The sequence below is a fragment of the Vibrio sp. V15_P4S5T153 genome, assembly GCF_963874485.1.
GTDB lineage: Bacteria > Pseudomonadota > Gammaproteobacteria > Enterobacterales > Vibrionaceae > Vibrio > Vibrio anguillarum.
Window position 1 is genome coordinate 671,932 of record NZ_CAWNHR010000017.1, and the last position, 16,403, is coordinate 688,334.

Consider the following 16,403-nt stretch of genomic DNA (forward strand, 5'->3'; position numbering starts at 1 on the left):
CTTGATTATACAAAAAAAGCAGAAAAAGTCAATAAAATAGTTAAAGATGAGGATGGATTAAGAGGCTTTACCCCCAGTGATAAGTAGCAATTGCTTTTCTGCATCTTGAGATAGGGATAGATGTAACTTTCGCGCAAGCCTTCGCTGACTTCTCAATATCTGCATCCCTTACACCAAAGTCAGCAAGCAGAGTTAGGAACTTGCCAAGTTCGAATTCGCTAGTTTTTTCAGTGTTGAAAACCACTTCTGAAATTCCAAAATCGGTTTTAACTCCATTAATATTTAGAACTACAATTTGACAGTTAAGAACTTCAACAACTGTAAATTCTTCTCCTACTCTTGGGTGATGACCTGTTTTGATAGTCGCTTTCATTATCTAATCCATATTCTGAGTTTGTTGTTTGTTAGACAAACCCGTTTTGTCGGGTTTGTCCGAGGGTTTAGCCTAAGTCAATGAAAGTGAAATTTTGCAAAACTTAGCTTAATACATAAAGAATTAGGTCATAAGGATGTACGGAGTTTGAAGGAATACTCCAAGAACCATCATTCTGTTTTGTTGCAGAAAGAAGTTGCTCTCTGCTCAAAAGATACCATCCGAAATCCTCACCCATTCTGATAGATAGTTCACCATCCATACGATTAATGCTGCTGAAGTGGTCTTTATACGCCTTTCTTCCTTGAAATTTAATTACGTAGTCAAAGTTTTTTTTGTTGGATTTAAAATAATTAACTGCGTGGAAAACCTCAAAAAGGTTTTTAGGTCTTCGAATAAGGCAAGTTGTTCCATTGCCGTTATCGTGAGCCTGATAGAACCAATCAAGATCGGAGTAAAACTCATCTTCAGCAACTTTACGCAATGTTTCCATGCTATAACCAGTTTCGATAGAGTTTTTGTTAGCGTATTCAAAACCAGATGGTAGTGAGATAAGATTATTCGTCATAAGTACATCCTTTTTGTTTGATGGTCACTATTTATAGTTATTATACATAAATAACACTAATTGTAAATTATTAATTATTAAATTTTAGTGTTGCATGTAGGTTAAAATGTGATGGATGGCTTAATATCAAGTCCCTAGCCCGTTCAAGTAGGTGGTGCTTGAGGATAATGCCTTTAGGGGTTGCGCTAGAGTACGGGGTCTTTGCCCAATTCCCGTTATGAATCCGATTGATGTCGATAGCGTTACCGTCAGGGTCAGTTACCCAACAATGGATAAAGTCATCAACATCGATTTCCGCGTAAATCGGATAACCTTTGAGTTTATGGAGGGTTACAGAGAGATAATAGCAACCACCGCAAACAAATTCAGTTCTGGCGTTGTCGTCTAAATCGGCAAACGTCAAGTCACCTACATTGCTTGCGGTGTTTGGGATAGGTATAGGATTAACTGATTTTGCGTTCAGCGTCCGCTTGAGTGCTTACGATACGGAATTTTTGCATCATCAAGTTCTTAGTGATCTGAATGTCTGACTTTTGGTTGCGGCGTTCAGATTTAAAGTCATGAACGTGTAGGTAATCGCGACCATCAATGAACATAGCGCTCTTTTCCATCATAATCACTCCATTAGCAAACTGCTCGCCTTGCGCCCAGCCTTTACCGTCCATTACCTGCTCAAGCGCTTCCTGGAAGCTCAGAGTGTACTTAATGCTTTCGTTTTGAGTGACAGCCATGTTGACTCCTATTGTCCTCTGATGTTACTAATTTTGAATGGTGTAAGGCATGATAGTGAATCATGCCCTACCAAGAAAGATTTTGCTAGCCTTTGTACTTAGCAATTAGAGCTTCTAGCTCGCGAGTCAGTTCGATGCTTCCACCAGCAAGATTTTTGATTTCTTCAGCGATTTTGCGGTTGTTATTGTGGTGCCAGATGATTTCTTTTAGCTGCTCGTCTGAGTAAGCAAAAGTGCCTAGCTGGACATTCTCTTGCTTTTTAGGGGCTTTCGCACCGTTGCTTAGGATGTAACTGCGGCTATTCTCACTAACAACTGACAATTTCTCCCATTGTTTTTCCCATCGATCATTAACAGGAGTGTTAAACACACGCATTTTAGAGTTGTGAAACCAGATGTGAGTGATTTCAGGTTGGGTAGTAGTGCTTGATGGTTGTTGGTTTTTCATGGTGACGCACTTTCCTAATTCGTTTTGGATTTTATTTCAATTTATGGTTAATATACACCCATTCGATTTAAGAGTCAATAATTTAATAATTAAAAATCAGATTAATTAATAAATAATTAATTGGAAAATTCCTGAATTACAATGTTCGTAAAGTGCTAGGTAAATCGTAATATAATTGATATTATTTGTTAAAACAAATGCGAGTTTTATAAGAGAGTAAGCGTGAATAAGGTAGATGAAACCAGTGCGAACAATGATGAGTACATGACGTTTATTGATCACCCTTTAGTGACGATTGAGATGGCGCGTGAGTACGTTAAGGTGCTAGAGAAAGAATACCAGCCATTTGAAAGTGAGTTCTTAGAGGCTAAATTACCTGGTGTTATTGAGGGCAATAAAGATAGTATTCAGCAAATCAACAACCTCACACAGCTTGAGTTTCGTCTGCGTGAAATAGTATCTCTTTCAACTGAATTTAGCATGTTCTATCGTGAGCCGCTTGTTAAGGCACTATACAAGCAAGCTATGGAGCAGCTAAGCGAGCGTGTGCAGTACGTTAGAGAGGGTTACACCATTGACTCGAACCGAGAGTTTAGAATGGCAATGGAGTTCCTTGGAGTTGTTTCTGAGTCGTTTCTGACGCACATCCTAAATATGGACGTAAAGCGACTGTTTAGCCCTGATAATCGTGCGGAGGTAGTAGAGAAGATTTGTTTATTCACCGCAGGTGTGATCTGGACTCAAAGCAATATCGGTTCTAACGTGCATGATGTTGCTACAACGCAAGCGAACAAAGCCGCAAGTGTAACGCTTGAAAAGATTATGAGTGGGCTTAGGAAGTCGTAATAGGCGCTTATTCATCGTTGATAAGCCCTTTCATTAAATCGAACAGGCAAAAAGAAAGCGTGACTCAAGAGTCACGCTTTTTAAATTGGTTTTTTGGTGTTCAGTTCTTATTAACGAAACTCGTCGTAATCGCCTTCAATTTCTTGTGACAGAATAATGCCAACAACCTCACCTGTAGCGGTAATGGAAATATCAGGAATTCCATTGCCATGCCAAGTCGTTGTACTAAGTGAACCATCCTTTAACCCATCAATGATTGAGTCTTCATCGTAATTGTCATTAATAATCTGCACCATCTGACTAACAGATGCTGATTCAATATCAAATGCAATTTGAATCTCAGCTAATTCGCCTTTACATAGAATGTCATCATCAGAATCCAGTTCGTAGATAACCTCAATCTTACCTGCGCCAAATGACTCACTTCCGATTTCCCATAGAGCATCAATGTCGTCCTTGCTGTATTCATCAAAGTTCGATACTGACGATTCTAAGAGATTTTTGAATAGATCTTTTGCCATGTGCTCACCAGAGCGATCATTGCTGAAGCTGTACTCTTCTGTTTCTCCACTATCCAAAGACTTTCTAACAGTGATTAGGTCATGATTGGTAGTGATTTTAACTTGATGGCTATTCATTGGTAGGTAGATAACAAGCTCAACCAGCTCATTGCAATCATCTTTCAGGAATACCTTTGAGCCAACAATCTTCGCTTTATTAATGTGGCTTAGGGGAATCGTTAGTGATTTTTCATCAGTAAACAAGCCATTCTTATCAATCTCAACATCATAATTAATTACAATGGAGTCAGGCATGATAAAAACTCTGCCAAATGATGTGTTATTTACCTGTACGGCGTAATCACCAGAGAGCAATCCTAAAAGCGGAATTTCTTTCGCCTCTTGAGGTGCAGAGACGTTGTTTAGGAGGTCATGGAACGTATTGTAGCTGAACTTAGAAGCCAGGAACTCGCGGAACTCTGAGAGTTTGGCTTTAGGGTTAGCTTTAGAGAAATCGAAAATTGATTTAGTCGCTTTCTTTGCGTGATCGGCATTTTTAAACATGGTAATTCTCCACAATCAGCAATTAACTTTTAAAGTGTCGGACACTCTACCTTCTTAAGTGATTTGTCGTTAATCGCCATTAGAAAATTATGTATTTAAAAATTGTGATTAACTGCTACGAATTTTGCCAATGAAGGTGGCAGGGGATTCTGAACCTACGTTGCCAGCTATCTGCCCGTTTGCAGTGCCTTTCTCAACGTATAGATTGAATTAGGAGTCAATACAGATTTATCGATAGAAATACTTTTTTAAAATAACGGATTTGAATCAAATGTTTTAAATTATTTTTCTTGTTGCGTGGCAATGATTGAAGGTGTGTGATAGGTTTATTGGAGCGTCATTGAGAAACGCAGGATGGCTACCTTATAGCGGATTACCGCGTCCCAAATCTCAATTAATATTTATCAAGCCACTTGTATCTTAATTTCGTTGATGCGGTGTTTGAAGTTGGTAGCAGGCATCGTCTCATAGATATTAAGGTATCCCTATGTATGTAAATGCATTCAAAACGCTTTCCAAGCGTTTAAAGACAAGTTTGTCTCTCAAGTCTCTATCTGAAGGCCAAGTCATCGCCTCTAAGTTGTTTGGGTTCTCATCCACAAACGCGGCGAGTGCTAGCCTGGTGAAAGCCTCTGGTAAAATGACAGAAAAGAACTTCGTTGAGTCTGTGCAGATTCCTGAAGTATTCGAGTTTACAGAGAAAAAATTCAGAGTTAAATCAAGAATTTATGAATATGACTCGCATGAAATTATTCTCGAACTGTAGTGGCATAGTGAATTTGGTCACTTAGTTAGAGGTGATATCATCACCTCATAAGTTAACAGGTGACATTATGACAAAACGTACAAGACGACTATTTAGCGCAGAATTTAAGTTAGAAGCAGCGCAGCTAGTCTTAGACCAAAATTACTCAGTGACTGAAGCAGCCCAAGCCATGAATGTGGGCAAGTCCACGATGGACAAATGGGTTCGCCAGCTTAGAGAAGAACGCCAAGGGAAAACACCGAAAGCTTCACCTATGACCCCTGAGCAAATAGAAATTCGGGAATTGAAAAAGAAGCTAGCGCGCCTTGAAGAGCATAATGAAATACTAAAAAAAGCCACGGCTCTCTTGATGTCGGACTCACTGAACAATTCTTGATAATCAAGAAACTCAAGCAGAGCCACAGTGTAAAAATATTATGCGAAGTCTTCAATGTTCATCGAAATAGTTATAACTATTGGCTTAAACGCCCAGCGTTAATTAATGCGGAAACAATAAAGCTGCGCAGCTTGATTAGCGAGGCTTACGCCGCAAGCAATGGCTCTGCGGGAGCGAGAACCATTGCAGATATAGTCACAAATCAGGGTGTAAAGCTGAGCCGATACCGAGCAACAAAGCTAATGAGAACTCTTGGTTTAGTGAGCTGCCAAGAACCAAAGCATCGTTACAGAAAGGCTTCACAAGAACATATTGACGTTCCAAATCACTTAAGTCGTCAATTTGCTGTTGCGGCTCCAAATGAAGTCTGGGCTGGCGATGTTACGTATATTTGGACAGGTAATCGGTGGATGTATTTAGCGGTCGTTATCGATCTTTTTGCCCGCAAAGTGATCGGTTGGTCAATGTCTTTGTCGCCTGATAGTCGGTTGACAGGTAAAGCGCTGTCTATGGCCTATGAATCTCGCGGAAAGCCAAAAGGTGTCATGTTCCATAGCGATCAAGGCAGTCATTATACTAGCCGTAAATACCGTCAATTACTGTGGCGCTTTCAAATAAAACAGAGTTTATCTCGCCGAGGAAACTGTTGGGATAATGCGCCGATAGAGCGCTTCTTTAGAAGTCTGAAGACGGAATGGGTGCCAACTGTGGGCTATCGTAGCTTCGCTGAGGCTCAACAAGAGATCACCCGCTACATTATCGGATATTACTGCCAACTCAGGCCACATCAGTATAACGGTGGTCTAACTCCCAATGAATCAGAACGATTATATTGGGAAAACTCTAAAACCGTGGCCAATTTTAGTTGACCACTACAAACTGTTATATTTCATGATGAGCATGAATACAGATGTGGGTGAGCGTAGCAGATCTTATTACTTCTCTATCCTTGTCGATAATGAGGAATTTGTTGTAAACCATGTATATTATAAGGTTAACACTGGATTTATACTTTACGCATACACTGCTGCAACGTCTCTTTCTCTAGGTAGAGTCTTTACTGATTTCATTGAAGAGGATTTGCCTGATAGCTGCATCATTAATGTGGACTTTGAAACTGCCATTTCAGGTAAATCTATAATCTTATCCGTTGATGGTAATTTCACAAAGGCCATTGATATTAATAAGAGCAAATTTAGATTGTTGAGATTCAATAGCGAGGTACTGTCGTGCATATCTCCTTCTGAAGAGTCTCGATTACAACGATGCATTCAATCCATACATAATAACTTTGGTTCGTTCACATACAATGACCTTATTAAAATGGGTGAAGGTATTGAAGATCAACCAGTGTTTATAACAAATAATCATATTGTTTCTTCTAGTGAAGATAAAATGCTTATGGTTTGTTCTGATGTCCAGTTGAATGAAGGTGTTATAACCATTTCAACATATCTTGAAGGTTATGAAAATCATATCAACCATTGCAAAAAATTGACTACATCACTGAATGAAAATGCAGCACAAATCTTATTCTGGAATGAAGCCATTGAAATAATCAAATCTCAGCCAAATCACCTTAGAGAAGAGCCTGTAAGATTCTACGTTATGAGTGATATTGTGGGTAAGCAATATACGGTTCCAATCGGGGTTGAGTTCTGCATTCCAGATAACGAAGGTTATTCCATTGAAATGGGATGCTTAAGGTTAGTAAAGCCTCGTAAGGCATTATAAAGAGTTAATAGAGCAGTTAAGAGAGAATGGTTTCCATTTCTCTCTTTTTTATTGCCTGGAGATAAGAGCAATTACTATGAGTTAGCTCACTTGTGAGCAAAAGCAGATTTTAATAATTAAATTATTGTATATTAATCTTATTTATGTATAATGGAAATCAAGAAACACATTAAAAACAAACTAAAAGGCTTGGAAAATGAATCGCACATATCTTTCTCTACCGCTAGTTCTGGACGTAACAAGGCTGGCTCAATCTGACATCGATGAAATCATTTCGATTTTTGAGACTGAGTTAAAAGGTGATTACCGTTTCTCTAAGCAATCTTTCCTGAGTGTGCTGGATGATTACCTAAAGGATTCTTCTCGACATCTAGCCTTTTCTAAGACATACATTTGCCTGAGTAAGCACAAACTTGGTTTTAATGCGATTAGCTGCTTGAATAACACCTCCGATCTTGGTGGTACTCAGATTAGCTTGGAGCAGCTCAAAGAGTACAAGCAAAGTGGTGCGCTTGCAGAGTTGCTAGAAAAATACGCCTAGCTCTGACAGCGTTACCTTACTATTAAAATTACTCTACTAATTCGCTGGGCTAACCGCTCAGCGATTGTGAGTTTTTAATAATTAAATTATTGCATTTCAACCTTATTTATGTATAATAAAAATCAAAGGTTATCAATTCAATAAAGGGAACGTTATGAGCATTAACAATCAAGAAACCGAGGTTATCCGCAACGTATTGGAGCGTTTAAGTCTTGAGGTCAATGATAATGTGGTTGAGCTGTACCATAGCGCGTTATGTCGCATTTTCAATGATCCAGATACCAGTATGGATACGCTGGTGGCTGAAGGTTTCGACAGAGACGCACTTGATATGCTCTACGAAATCGAGATGGATAACGAGTAAGGTATTGAGAGCGATCAGTAAACGGGTCGCTCTACTCTCTCTTTCCTATTGGTTTATGATAACCATTACGTTTGATATTTATTGTAAATTGATGATATTTATAGTAAAACATGGCTATAAATAAATTGAACTGAGTAGCTTATGCAAATTAACTTAATTATTCCTGAGCTGATTGTCGAGAACAATCAGCAGGCATACGATGTGTTTCTCCATGTCGATAATTTCCAGAATGAGCACTCGACTCAAGCTGCTTTGCACACCCTGATTGAATCAATGATGGATAAAGAGCTTACCCCTCTCATGGCTCAAGAATACCTGAAAAAACTGGAACTGAGCGCACCGCATATTTGCGATCTGGTAGGCTTTGGTATTTCCCTGGCGTTTCAAGCGGCACCGAAACCGCTTAACTACTTGTTCAATACTTGTGAGAAAAACCGTACTCGCGCCATTAACAAGCTGAAAGAACAGCTAAGTGACAGAGAGAAGCCAATTGACCCCTCACTTAATCAACTGATTAAGTGTAAACTTGAAGAAATCATTGCAGCCAATAGCTAAAAGGGAATTGGAATGGAAAATATGACTTATGATGAGGCTGTAGCCATCCTGAAAAATGAATGTTCCGTTGTGTCAGATGCTGAGTTAAAAGGCTCTGATAACTTCATTCACTTTCACAAGGAAGCGGATAACGAGCTTGATGTGGGTGACTTTGAAAAAGGAAAGGTGCATCTGGATGGTCATTTTTCTCCAAAGCAGTTGCAAGCCTTAGCGGTATGGGCTGCGCATAATATCGAATCTCAAGGTTAGGTCGAATGAAAAACCCTAACTTTCTAAGAGAAGAGGTCGCTTTTAATGAGGGCGACCTTATTGAGATTAAAAAAACTGGTGAACGATTTTTGTTTGGTAGTGCTGAGTATGCCGTTAATTGGCGTTACCGAGTGCATGACAAGCGCGGTAATTACTGGGGTCAGCTTAACAAGGGCGAGCTAGTCCTAATCAAGCGAGCAGACACAGAACCAGGGAAACAGGTGGGCTAACCATAATTTTAATCATTAACACTATTTACTTTTAATGCTATTAATATATATTTGAGTCATTGAAAAGTAAAAGTTTATTTCTTTACGATAAAAGGAAAATGTATGTCCATTAATGTCTCAGATCTCATCTCATTTTTAGTTGAAAATGACGCGAATGAGGTACACGCCAACGTACCTTATTCAAGTGCCGATCACCCTGTATACATGGTGGACACTAGCCTAATTGAGAGCAAAGAGATTGTTGAGTTAAAGGTAATTTTTGACTCACAGGGCAAGACAAACTCAAATCAAGATCCTATGTTGGCTGCTGAAATGATTCCTGAGCTTGAAGATGTGCCAAGTGAGACCTCATTAACGCTATGGTTTGACGGTGATCGCGTTTACCCTACTTCAATGGAAATGAAGGATGGAAACGCGGTACTGAAATACGAAGTCTGATTTGCCGACTCCATAAAGAAAAAGCGAGCTTTTAAGCTCGCTTTTCGTTTTTATTGGATTGGAACAAGGTTTTTACATCAGATACTAAAGAAATGGCAAAGCAGATGATGACTACCGTTATGAAAAGCCCTGCTACCTGATAGCTCTGAACTGCCGTGCCAAACACATTACCTATGGTTGTGTATCGCTCATCTTGACCGCTAAATTTCATTGCGCCTATGATGAGTTGCATGAGAAATACGCTTTGAATTGGCATCCATACGCTAGGGAACTTAGCGTTGCTTTCTTCAAGGGATTCGGGTGTTTTGCTAAAGTTAGAAAAAAGCATGATCATGACTTTGAGTAACACGTAGACGAAACCCGCAACTAATGTGATGCCACATAGTGAGAATATAGTATCTGGAGTTGTGGAAAAGTTCATTAATTGATTGAAAAAATCTTCATTATTCATTGTTTATTCCTTTATTTTTTGTGAATTTTACACGCAAAACTTGAGTAAATAAACCTTAAATTACCCTTGCAACTTGGCACTTAATAGTTATGAGCAATTGATTTGATAGAATCAATCGAATTTACCTTTGATTATTTAGTTGGGATACTGTACTCGTAAACCAATAAAATAGAATCAATTAAAAGGTAAATTAGTAATGTTTGAGTCCAAAGAAAAACAATCTGTGCCACACGTAGTATTCCCTGTGCGTGAAGGTGATGCATGGGTAAATGTATCCACTGATGACCTATTTAAAGGTAAGACAGTTATCGTATTTAGCTTACCAGGCGCATTTACACCGACCTGTAGTTCCTCGCACCTGCCTCGTTACGCGGAGCTATACCCTGTTTTTAAAGAACATGGTGTTGACGATATTCTGTGCGTATCAGTTAACGATACGTTTGTGATGAACGCTTGGAAAGCGGATCAGGGTGCGGATAACATCAAAGTTGTTCCTGATGGTAATGGCGAATTCACAAAAGGCATGGGAATGCTAGTTGAAAAGAGCGACTTAGGATTTGGAATGCGTTCGCACCGTTACTCGATGCTAGTTCGAGATGGCGTAATAGAGAAAATGTTTATTGAACCTAATGAGCCAGGCGACCCATTCAAAGTGTCTGATGCGGATACTATGCTTAAGTACCTAGCGCCAGACTACAAAGTTGCACAGTCGATCACGGTATTCACAAAGCCTAGCTGCCCTTTCTGCGTAAAAGCAAAGCAAGCGCTGATTGATGCGGGTTTTCAGTACGAAGAGATTGTTCTGGGTAAGGATGCCACCACAGTGAGCCTAAGAGCGATTACAGGCGCGACTACAGTTCCGCAGGTGTTTATCGGTGGTAAGTTAATTGGAGGCAGTGAAGCACTTGATAGCTACCTTGCCGAGCAACATAAGTAACCAATAGTGATTATCCCTGTCCGATTTGGACAGGGATTTGAAATTTAATAAGAGTAATTATGGAATGCCCTTTTTATAGGGCATTAAACAGAATTGGGTGTAAGTCTTTATGAGTTGAAGCCAAATGACTTATGCAGGTAGGCATAGTGCGCTTCACTAATGGCTTTAAATTCAGTCTCTACCGACTCAAACAACGCTTCCATTTCTGGCAGTGCGGCATTGTAAGCTTTGCTGTTCTTACGAGCGCCAGTGTGCTGCTTAGTCATTACTTCGATAACGATTCTCTTAGCGCCACCTGAAGGAATAGAGCCGTTTCGTAGGTTGTCAGCCATATCAGAACAGAAATTGCCACCAGCCTTTTCAAGAAGCGCAACGATTGGAGCTGACAGTTCGCTGTATTTCTTTTTGTTATCCAATTCACGCTGCTTACGCTCTTCAATCAACACTTCATGATCGGTTAATCCGCCGTTCTTTTTACGCTGCTCTTCAATTTCAGCTTCGTACTTAGCGTGTTGTTCCGCACGTTTTTTCTCAGCACGTTCCTGGCGTAATTGACGTTGACGCTCTTTTTCAATCTTCTGAGCGGCAGTCACTAAATCATATTGACCGAGCTTTTCAATGCAGCTTGAACCTACGCTAAATCGCTCTTTGTCTTCATCTTCAAGGATAAAGTGATGGATAATCCCTGTGCCGCATTGGTCACAAACCATGTTGCAGTATTTTGGGCGATCAGCCATCATTTTGTTGTAGCCCATTGGGTTTGATTCAAGCACTGCCTTTGATGGCGCTGACCAGATACTGATAAGGCGGTACTTGCCGTGTCCCATGCGGAAATGCTTGTGCAGTAATTCTTTGTTTTCTTCAGTCATTTGAATACCCAATGGTTGAACTCTATAACTTGAAATCAATTATACATCATTAAGATCACTGGCAAATAATTTAATAATTAAAATTAGCATTTACTTTGCAACTAATTTATGTATAATTAAGACATAAAATAAAACTACTCATTTGAGAGGCACCATGAATACTGATACGCTAACCCCTATTGAACAAAAGGTCGCTACATTTAATGTAAAAGATACTATTTACATTCATCCAAGCCAGGATGCTCGTGAAGTTCTTGAAAAGCGATATGAAGAAACTCTCTATGGTTTTTCTGTTTTAGGCGCTGAATACCTTATTAGTGATCTGAAGATGCATGGTTCAAATCAAAAAGACCTGTGCGGAAGTGAGCATATTGTTGATTTATTCGTAAACAATGGGAATGTGTGGCTTTCAACCTCCCTATTTCTTACTCAATGGGAGTGGACTTATCTCGTTCAAAGCTTCAAAATCGTCAATGCTGACCGATACCATGCGTTTTGTTTGCGTTCTAGTGGTCAAGCTGAATACTACTGTACCGAACGTCAAATGAATGAGGTTATTGAGCATTGGGCGAATACAGACAAGCCTGAAATGGTAGACTACATGAAATCGGCATTTAAGCCTGTATTGATGAGTCCAGACGGTGTGTGGGTCGATGATGATAAGCCTCGATGCCCAAACTGCTTTGCCGATCTCAGTCAGGAAGGTAGCGTAAGTCGCACATATGTGAATAAAGACGATGATGATGCAATGGTTGTTGTTTCTGGTCAGTATGAAGGTAAAGACGAGTGCTTCGAATCAAATGGAACAGTCGATCTCTCTGGTGGACGTTATGATTGCCGTGATGACTCGGATTGCTGCAACGCTTGTGACGAACAGCTATAAGCTAACTAACTTCATATAAAAGGGAACATAGGATTTTATTCGTTTATATATAAAACAGAATCTTTCATGTTCCCTTTTTCTTAGTGTAAGTCGATGACTTACAATAATAATTTAGTTTATCGATGTACAATTTATGTGTTTATTAATCACAGCTACCTGCTGTGATTTTTTCATTTTGGGCTGTATACGCTCAGGGAGAAAGATCTAGAAAATGAAGCCATTCGATACATGGGCGATACTTCGCCCTTTTTCTTCCAAAGTTGCTTTAACATATTTCAGTGTTGAATTATTATGAAGGCAGTTAAATGCATGAGAATAGATGATGACTAATAAAGTCTTAACCAGGGCGCAAAACGGAGCAATTATCTCAACGTCTCTGTCCCTCATGGTGATGTTTTTCACCTGTTTGCTAGCTATGAGTCAAAGTAACTGGGAACTGCCTATTGTGATAGGTTCTGTGACGATTTTCGCGGCATCTCTTATCGCTTACATCCTGTTTATCAGAAGTATTGGCGTGAAGATGAGGCTAAGAACAGATAAGAACGAAAAAGAGCCGCTGTAGTAACGGCTCTTTTGGTAATACCTGTTGCTAGGAATGCTTTGCTAAGATACTCATAAGCGTATCTCGGTGAGATTCTGTCAACTGAATCAAGTCATTAGATGGTTGCTTTTCAGATCTTAGAGCGTTGATTTTTTCATCTAGTTCGCTGATAAAGCCCTGAATTTCAGTATAGAATCCAGACTTCAATCTCGGCTCTACACTATTCAAGAACTCCTTGCGATATTCATTAACATGGAATCTGGATCCTTTGCTGGCACACCATTCATTTGGGTTGTCTGGATTTTGCTCAATCAGAAAAAAAATACCACTGATAACACTCTTTTTGTAGCTCGACAAATCTAAAAATGAGTCAGAGTGACCATTACTATCCTGCGGTGAGGTGTGCTTGATCATGTGTAATAGAAGCTTTGTTTGCTCTACGGTTCTACCAAACACCCCAATGCTTGATGGTGGTTCAGAGTTGGAAAAGTTATCATAATCCAAATACAGATTTTTATGATACTCCCAAGTCTTATAAGCGAGCTTGTTTGGTCTAACTAGATAATCATAATCAGGGCTTGATTCAATTAAGGATAATCGAACTAGCGCCTTGATGTTGCGCTTATCTAGGTCTTCAATATCAAAAAAATAGTCATTGTGATTGCCAGCGTTATCACCATGCAGATGAAACGATTTAGCTACCATTTTATTTAATAGCATCGTTTGAATTTCGTTTAGATATTGTTTTGCCATTTCGATGTATCCTTTTAAGTCTATTCGTGATTATACATCCACAGCATTAAAAGTAAATAATTAAATCGCATAGACATATAAAAAAGCCGCAGTATTTGCGGCTTTTTATGGGGTTATTGGTCAATTGTTACTGGTCGGTCTCTATTGCCAGACTTCTCTAAAATAAGCTCAAGCTTGGTTCGGTACTCGGTGATGCCACCGATATAACCGTTATAGTGCTCGGATTTTTCGGGTTCCTTGAGCGCTCTGTCTTTGAGGTGTTCAACCTCATCATTCATTTCAACGATTAAAAGGCGAATCTCAGCGTTTAAATTTGAGCCTGGCATATCGTTCCCCTACTTGACTGATTTTGTTTGTAACCAAACCGCGTAGCCCTTTTCAGTGGCATACCATTCGTTACCGTTGTATTCACTCGGAGCCACCAGCTTTTCACTGATAAGCTTATTGAATGAGCGCATATCAAAGTGATTAATATCGACTAAAGCGTCTTTACGCACACCTGCGTTCTTACCGCGAGTAATGCGAGTTTGTGTAACCATATCATTTAGCTGATTTGATTGTGCTTTTGTCAGTTTCATGCTTTAGTCCTATTTGCTTTGTACTCCTTCATCACATGCTTTTGCAAAACCACCTATGCCAAGAATGTAACCCAAGTCGTACCATGCACTGTTATTGTAAATGGCGTATACCGCGACATCTTCATCAAACAACGAGATAATGAATGCCAGCGGCGCGATGACTCCATGCCAGAACCCGTAGAAAAAGCCTACTTGGGTTGCTTCACTGGCTTGCTGAAAGCTCATAGAGTCAGCGCAGCCAGAAAGTATGAGTACCGATGCAAAAAGTATTAGAGTTTTTATGTAATTCATGTTCATTCGCTTATTATTATTTGTCATTTTGCTGAAATTATACACAAACAAAAATCGAAATAAACAATTTAATTAATTTAGCAAATAAAAAATAATTACATCATTATGGGTTTAGGCTTAAATTTTACACTTAAACAGGTTGATTTTGCTGTTTGTTGTATTCATTCAGAGCCTTGCCAATTTCGATAATGTGATCGCCTGAAAGCTGATCTGTTCGACATGGGAACCAAGAGTATTTGCCCCCGTCGATGTTATCGAAAACCCCTGCGTCGATCCCGTCAATTTCTACATGAACCATATCCACGGTATCTACTGTAAGTTTAACTCGGCTCATGATGCTTCCTCGTTTGATTCCGCTTGCTCTTGAGTGTCAGAGCAACCCATTTCAGATTTCATGTACGCATCAAACTCTTCACTGCATTTTTCTGAGCAAAAGTCTGATTGAACATACATGATTGTGGCGCAATTGCAGCACTTTCTTTGAAGCATAACCACTCCCCTTTTAGGTTAGTAAGAGCGTTAACTCTCTATGTGTTCAATTATACATAAACTAGAGCCGAAGTAAAGAATTTAATTGTTAAATTAAATAAAAAAGGCTGCGTCATGCAGCCCTTATCATCAGTATGTTTTGAGTTATTCGCTAGACTCAGTTAGCCTTGATTAAAGCAATACCTGATTCTTGGTGTAATTCAGCCAGAGACTTAACGTGTTCGAGGTAAACATCCTCATCCTCAGAAAGACCGTACTTAGATTCGTAATCTGTAGCTACCTTACCCCATGCGCTGTGAGCATCAATTGACTCAACAAGAGAGCTACGGGCTTCATTGTCATCCGTATGCCAAATCACAAGGTAAACCTGTTTATTGGTCTTAACATCAACATCCTGGCTTTTCACTTCGTAATCAGGGTGAGTTACGGTGACTTCCTGACGCTTAATGTCTAACGTTTGGGTTGTGTCTACAGTAAGATTAAACACGTATTGGGTTTTACCGTTTTCTACGTGTGAATGATCATACTGGCATTCATATAAGAATGGATGTTTCAACACAAACTTAAGAGGGTCGATGCCATTAATGGATGTATTGATAGTAATGGTTGCATGAGATTTCATGGTATCTACTCTCTGCTGTTAGTTAAGGAAGTAATCTAGTGCGAATTGCGTTAGATCTTCACGGTTGTAATTGCGTAGAGCCATTTTGATAACCAGAGCTTTAATTTCAACGAAGTTATCTGCATTCATGGCATCACAAACTACCTTTAGTTCGTCCGTCATATCGAAGAAATTTGCGTCTCGGATTTGCTTGTCACGGATGTCAGCAACCTTGATGCCATCGAATTCATGACCTTCTTCCTGAGCTTGTTTAGCCGCTGTAAAACGCGCAGCGCCATCAGCTACAGAAAGTTTTAGCTCACCATCAATAAGCTGTGGGATCACGACTAAAGGCTTTTTAAATTTGTAGCCATTCGCGATGAACTCAGCTTTGAATTTATCGACGCTTTCCTGATTAGGAGAACGCATAGCGCCTTCTGGGTTTACCATGACGAAATCCATAGGAGCCATGTAAATACCACCGAATTCATCATCTACGTGGTAAGGGAAACCGAAGGTTGAAAGTGTTCTTTGCTGGCTCATGCGAAATCCTCTTTGTTATCGCTTAACTCTATATTTTTAATTATACACATATAATATTAAGAGTCATTTATTTAATTATTAAAAATGCAAACAAATCAGACAAAGAAGAAAGCCATTGATATTGCCCTTGCGGAGCAAGGGATTAACGATTGGTTCCTTTAGCTCCACTCTATGACTTTTCATC

At 39.5% G+C, this 16,403-nt stretch carries 29 protein-coding genes; 13 read left to right on the top strand and 16 right to left on the bottom strand.

Features of this window, described 5'->3' with window-relative positions; all coding sequences use genetic code 11:
• Positions 1-67: 67 nt before the first annotated feature.
• The 5 genes from AACT42_RS13850 to AACT42_RS13870 all read right to left on the bottom strand — a co-directional run bounded on the left by AACT42_RS13850 (position 68) and on the right by AACT42_RS13870 (position 2,120).
• Positions 68-373, bottom strand: a complete 306-nt coding sequence (locus AACT42_RS13850; protein WP_094133173.1) for a hypothetical protein — start codon at positions 371-373, stop codon at positions 68-70.
• 103 nt (positions 374-476) lie between these two features.
• Positions 477-941 (bottom strand): hypothetical protein, encoded by a 465-nt coding sequence (locus AACT42_RS13855; RefSeq protein ID WP_094133172.1) that lies wholly within the window; start codon positions 939-941, stop codon positions 477-479.
• Between the two features lie 70 nt (positions 942-1,011).
• A complete protein-coding gene (locus tag AACT42_RS13860; RefSeq protein ID WP_094133171.1) occupies positions 1,012-1,344 on the bottom strand; it encodes a hypothetical protein in 333 nt (110 codons plus the stop codon).
• Between the two features lie 40 nt (positions 1,345-1,384).
• Positions 1,385-1,672 (bottom strand): hypothetical protein, encoded by a 288-nt coding sequence (locus AACT42_RS13865; protein ID WP_094133170.1) that lies wholly within the window; start codon positions 1,670-1,672, stop codon positions 1,385-1,387.
• Between the two features lie 85 nt (positions 1,673-1,757).
• The gene (locus tag AACT42_RS13870) at positions 1,758-2,120 is read right to left on the bottom strand and encodes a hypothetical protein (protein ID WP_094133169.1); all 363 of its coding nucleotides are present in this window, start codon (positions 2,118-2,120) and stop codon (positions 1,758-1,760) included.
• A gap of 222 nt (positions 2,121-2,342) precedes the next feature.
• Here AACT42_RS13870 and AACT42_RS13875 point away from each other — a divergent pair, with 222 nt between their 5' ends.
• Positions 2,343-2,966 (top strand): hypothetical protein, encoded by a 624-nt coding sequence (locus AACT42_RS13875; RefSeq protein WP_094132225.1) that lies wholly within the window; start codon positions 2,343-2,345, stop codon positions 2,964-2,966.
• A gap of 110 nt (positions 2,967-3,076) precedes the next feature.
• Here the strand turns inward: AACT42_RS13875 and AACT42_RS13880 are convergent, their stop codons facing one another.
• Positions 3,077-4,030 carry a hypothetical protein gene (locus tag AACT42_RS13880; RefSeq protein ID WP_094132226.1) on the bottom strand — a complete coding sequence of 318 codons (954 nt, stop codon included), beginning with the start codon at positions 4,028-4,030 and terminating at the stop codon, positions 3,077-3,079.
• A 487-nt stretch (positions 4,031-4,517) separates the two neighbouring features.
• Between AACT42_RS13880 and AACT42_RS13885 the strand changes: the two genes are divergently transcribed.
• The 9 genes from AACT42_RS13885 to AACT42_RS13925 all read left to right on the top strand — a co-directional run bounded on the left by AACT42_RS13885 (position 4,518) and on the right by AACT42_RS13925 (position 9,283).
• Positions 4,518-4,796 carry a hypothetical protein gene (locus AACT42_RS13885; RefSeq protein ID WP_094132227.1) on the top strand — a complete coding sequence of 93 codons (279 nt, stop codon included), beginning with the start codon at positions 4,518-4,520 and terminating at the stop codon, positions 4,794-4,796.
• Positions 4,797-4,863: 67 nt separating this feature from the next.
• Positions 4,864-6,041, top strand: a protein-coding gene (locus AACT42_RS13890) for an IS3-like element ISVch4 family transposase (RefSeq protein WP_094182881.1) whose coding sequence is annotated in 2 segments (ribosomal slippage) — positions 4,864-5,122 and positions 5,122-6,041 — 1,179 coding nt in all. Because the reading frame shifts where the segments join, the coding sequence is not laid out codon by codon here.
• A gap of 31 nt (positions 6,042-6,072) precedes the next feature.
• The gene (locus tag AACT42_RS13895; RefSeq protein WP_094133906.1) at positions 6,073-6,906 is read left to right on the top strand and encodes a hypothetical protein; all 834 of its coding nucleotides are present in this window, start codon (positions 6,073-6,075) and stop codon (positions 6,904-6,906) included.
• 196 nt (positions 6,907-7,102) lie between these two features.
• Positions 7,103-7,447, top strand: coding sequence for a hypothetical protein (locus AACT42_RS13900; protein ID WP_094133905.1), 345 nt, complete (start codon positions 7,103-7,105; stop codon positions 7,445-7,447).
• Between the two features lie 154 nt (positions 7,448-7,601).
• Positions 7,602-7,811, top strand: a complete 210-nt coding sequence (locus tag AACT42_RS13905; RefSeq protein ID WP_094133904.1) for a hypothetical protein — start codon at positions 7,602-7,604, stop codon at positions 7,809-7,811.
• Between the two features lie 141 nt (positions 7,812-7,952).
• Positions 7,953-8,366: a hypothetical protein gene (locus AACT42_RS13910; RefSeq protein WP_094133903.1), complete on the top strand. Its 414-nt coding sequence runs from the start codon at positions 7,953-7,955 to the stop codon at positions 8,364-8,366.
• Between the two features lie 12 nt (positions 8,367-8,378).
• The gene (locus tag AACT42_RS13915) at positions 8,379-8,615 is read left to right on the top strand and encodes a hypothetical protein (RefSeq protein ID WP_053314071.1); all 237 of its coding nucleotides are present in this window, start codon (positions 8,379-8,381) and stop codon (positions 8,613-8,615) included.
• A gap of 5 nt (positions 8,616-8,620) precedes the next feature.
• Complete coding sequence (locus AACT42_RS13920; protein ID WP_094133902.1) at positions 8,621-8,845, top strand: hypothetical protein; 225 nt, start codon at positions 8,621-8,623, stop codon at positions 8,843-8,845.
• Positions 8,846-8,947: 102 nt separating this feature from the next.
• Complete coding sequence (locus AACT42_RS13925; protein WP_094133901.1) at positions 8,948-9,283, top strand: hypothetical protein; 336 nt, start codon at positions 8,948-8,950, stop codon at positions 9,281-9,283.
• A 31-nt stretch (positions 9,284-9,314) separates the two neighbouring features.
• Here AACT42_RS13925 and AACT42_RS13930 read toward each other — a convergent pair whose 3' ends face one another.
• Complete coding sequence (locus AACT42_RS13930; RefSeq protein WP_094133900.1) at positions 9,315-9,734, bottom strand: hypothetical protein; 420 nt, start codon at positions 9,732-9,734, stop codon at positions 9,315-9,317.
• 196 nt (positions 9,735-9,930) lie between these two features.
• Between AACT42_RS13930 and AACT42_RS13935 the strand changes: the two genes are divergently transcribed.
• Positions 9,931-10,671 (top strand): glutathione peroxidase, encoded by a 741-nt coding sequence (locus tag AACT42_RS13935; RefSeq protein ID WP_094133899.1) that lies wholly within the window; start codon positions 9,931-9,933, stop codon positions 10,669-10,671.
• Between the two features lie 107 nt (positions 10,672-10,778).
• Here the strand turns inward: AACT42_RS13935 and AACT42_RS13940 are convergent, their stop codons facing one another.
• Positions 10,779-11,540 carry a hypothetical protein gene (locus AACT42_RS13940; RefSeq protein WP_141193268.1) on the bottom strand — a complete coding sequence of 254 codons (762 nt, stop codon included), beginning with the start codon at positions 11,538-11,540 and terminating at the stop codon, positions 10,779-10,781.
• A 154-nt stretch (positions 11,541-11,694) separates the two neighbouring features.
• On the opposite strand from AACT42_RS13940, the gene AACT42_RS13945 reads away from it, so the two are divergent.
• Entirely contained in the window at positions 11,695-12,423 is a 729-nt protein-coding gene (locus tag AACT42_RS13945) for a hypothetical protein (protein ID WP_094134112.1), read from the top strand.
• 319 nt (positions 12,424-12,742) lie between these two features.
• Complete coding sequence (locus AACT42_RS13950) at positions 12,743-12,985, top strand: hypothetical protein (protein ID WP_044129180.1); 243 nt, start codon at positions 12,743-12,745, stop codon at positions 12,983-12,985.
• A gap of 27 nt (positions 12,986-13,012) precedes the next feature.
• On the opposite strand, the gene AACT42_RS13955 is transcribed toward AACT42_RS13950, so the two are convergent.
• The 8 genes from AACT42_RS13955 to AACT42_RS13990 form a co-directional block, all read right to left on the bottom strand.
• Complete coding sequence (locus AACT42_RS13955) at positions 13,013-13,717, bottom strand: hypothetical protein (RefSeq protein WP_094134113.1); 705 nt, start codon at positions 13,715-13,717, stop codon at positions 13,013-13,015.
• Between the two features lie 113 nt (positions 13,718-13,830).
• On the bottom strand, positions 13,831-14,043 hold the full coding sequence (locus tag AACT42_RS13960) for a hypothetical protein (RefSeq protein WP_021485808.1): 213 nt from the start codon (positions 14,041-14,043) through the stop codon (positions 13,831-13,833).
• A 9-nt stretch (positions 14,044-14,052) separates the two neighbouring features.
• Complete coding sequence (locus tag AACT42_RS13965; protein WP_094134114.1) at positions 14,053-14,295, bottom strand: hypothetical protein; 243 nt, start codon at positions 14,293-14,295, stop codon at positions 14,053-14,055.
• 9 nt (positions 14,296-14,304) lie between these two features.
• Complete coding sequence (locus AACT42_RS13970; RefSeq protein ID WP_094134115.1) at positions 14,305-14,586, bottom strand: hypothetical protein; 282 nt, start codon at positions 14,584-14,586, stop codon at positions 14,305-14,307.
• Positions 14,587-14,716: 130 nt separating this feature from the next.
• Positions 14,717-14,920, bottom strand: a complete 204-nt coding sequence (locus AACT42_RS13975) for a hypothetical protein (RefSeq protein WP_020330660.1) — start codon at positions 14,918-14,920, stop codon at positions 14,717-14,719.
• Positions 14,917-15,075, bottom strand: coding sequence for a hypothetical protein (locus AACT42_RS13980; RefSeq protein WP_176432230.1), 159 nt, complete (start codon positions 15,073-15,075; stop codon positions 14,917-14,919). The genes AACT42_RS13975 and AACT42_RS13980 overlap by 4 nt, the downstream gene beginning before the upstream one ends.
• A 157-nt stretch (positions 15,076-15,232) precedes the next feature.
• Positions 15,233-15,697 carry a hypothetical protein gene (locus AACT42_RS13985; RefSeq protein ID WP_094134116.1) on the bottom strand — a complete coding sequence of 155 codons (465 nt, stop codon included), beginning with the start codon at positions 15,695-15,697 and terminating at the stop codon, positions 15,233-15,235.
• Between the two features lie 18 nt (positions 15,698-15,715).
• Positions 15,716-16,219 (bottom strand): hypothetical protein, encoded by a 504-nt coding sequence (locus tag AACT42_RS13990; RefSeq protein WP_053312443.1) that lies wholly within the window; start codon positions 16,217-16,219, stop codon positions 15,716-15,718.
• Positions 16,220-16,403: the final 184 nt, after the last annotated feature.

Coding starts and splice junctions, on each gene's coding strand:
- AACT42_RS13850 (WP_094133173.1), bottom strand. CDS start 373: ATGAAAGCGACTATCAAAACAGGTCATCACCCAAGAGTAGGAGAAGAA.
- AACT42_RS13855 (WP_094133172.1), bottom strand. CDS start 941: ATGACGAATAATCTTATCTCACTACCATCTGGTTTTGAATACGCTAAC.
- AACT42_RS13865 (WP_094133170.1), bottom strand. CDS start 1,672: ATGGCTGTCACTCAAAACGAAAGCATTAAGTACACTCTGAGCTTCCAG.
- AACT42_RS13870 (WP_094133169.1), bottom strand. CDS start 2,120: ATGAAAAACCAACAACCATCAAGCACTACTACCCAACCTGAAATCACT.
- AACT42_RS13880 (WP_094132226.1), bottom strand. CDS start 4,030: ATGTTTAAAAATGCCGATCACGCAAAGAAAGCGACTAAATCAATTTTC.
- AACT42_RS13885 (WP_094132227.1), top strand. CDS start 4,518: ATGTATGTAAATGCATTCAAAACGCTTTCCAAGCGTTTAAAGACAAGT.
- AACT42_RS13895 (WP_094133906.1), top strand. CDS start 6,073: ATGAATACAGATGTGGGTGAGCGTAGCAGATCTTATTACTTCTCTATC.
- AACT42_RS13900 (WP_094133905.1), top strand. CDS start 7,103: ATGAATCGCACATATCTTTCTCTACCGCTAGTTCTGGACGTAACAAGG.
- AACT42_RS13905 (WP_094133904.1), top strand. CDS start 7,602: ATGAGCATTAACAATCAAGAAACCGAGGTTATCCGCAACGTATTGGAG.
- AACT42_RS13910 (WP_094133903.1), top strand. CDS start 7,953: ATGCAAATTAACTTAATTATTCCTGAGCTGATTGTCGAGAACAATCAG.
- AACT42_RS13915 (WP_053314071.1), top strand. CDS start 8,379: ATGGAAAATATGACTTATGATGAGGCTGTAGCCATCCTGAAAAATGAA.
- AACT42_RS13920 (WP_094133902.1), top strand. CDS start 8,621: ATGAAAAACCCTAACTTTCTAAGAGAAGAGGTCGCTTTTAATGAGGGC.
- AACT42_RS13925 (WP_094133901.1), top strand. CDS start 8,948: ATGTCCATTAATGTCTCAGATCTCATCTCATTTTTAGTTGAAAATGAC.
- AACT42_RS13930 (WP_094133900.1), bottom strand. CDS start 9,734: ATGAATAATGAAGATTTTTTCAATCAATTAATGAACTTTTCCACAACT.
- AACT42_RS13935 (WP_094133899.1), top strand. CDS start 9,931: ATGTTTGAGTCCAAAGAAAAACAATCTGTGCCACACGTAGTATTCCCT.
- AACT42_RS13940 (WP_141193268.1), bottom strand. CDS start 11,540: ATGACTGAAGAAAACAAAGAATTACTGCACAAGCATTTCCGCATGGGA.
- AACT42_RS13945 (WP_094134112.1), top strand. CDS start 11,695: ATGAATACTGATACGCTAACCCCTATTGAACAAAAGGTCGCTACATTT.
- AACT42_RS13950 (WP_044129180.1), top strand. CDS start 12,743: ATGATGACTAATAAAGTCTTAACCAGGGCGCAAAACGGAGCAATTATC.
- AACT42_RS13955 (WP_094134113.1), bottom strand. CDS start 13,717: ATGGCAAAACAATATCTAAACGAAATTCAAACGATGCTATTAAATAAA.
- AACT42_RS13960 (WP_021485808.1), bottom strand. CDS start 14,043: ATGCCAGGCTCAAATTTAAACGCTGAGATTCGCCTTTTAATCGTTGAA.
- AACT42_RS13965 (WP_094134114.1), bottom strand. CDS start 14,295: ATGAAACTGACAAAAGCACAATCAAATCAGCTAAATGATATGGTTACA.
- AACT42_RS13970 (WP_094134115.1), bottom strand. CDS start 14,586: ATGAATTACATAAAAACTCTAATACTTTTTGCATCGGTACTCATACTT.
- AACT42_RS13975 (WP_020330660.1), bottom strand. CDS start 14,920: ATGAGCCGAGTTAAACTTACAGTAGATACCGTGGATATGGTTCATGTA.
- AACT42_RS13980 (WP_176432230.1), bottom strand. CDS start 15,075: ATGCTTCAAAGAAAGTGCTGCAATTGCGCCACAATCATGTATGTTCAA.
- AACT42_RS13985 (WP_094134116.1), bottom strand. CDS start 15,697: ATGAAATCTCATGCAACCATTACTATCAATACATCCATTAATGGCATC.
- AACT42_RS13990 (WP_053312443.1), bottom strand. CDS start 16,219: ATGAGCCAGCAAAGAACACTTTCAACCTTCGGTTTCCCTTACCACGTA.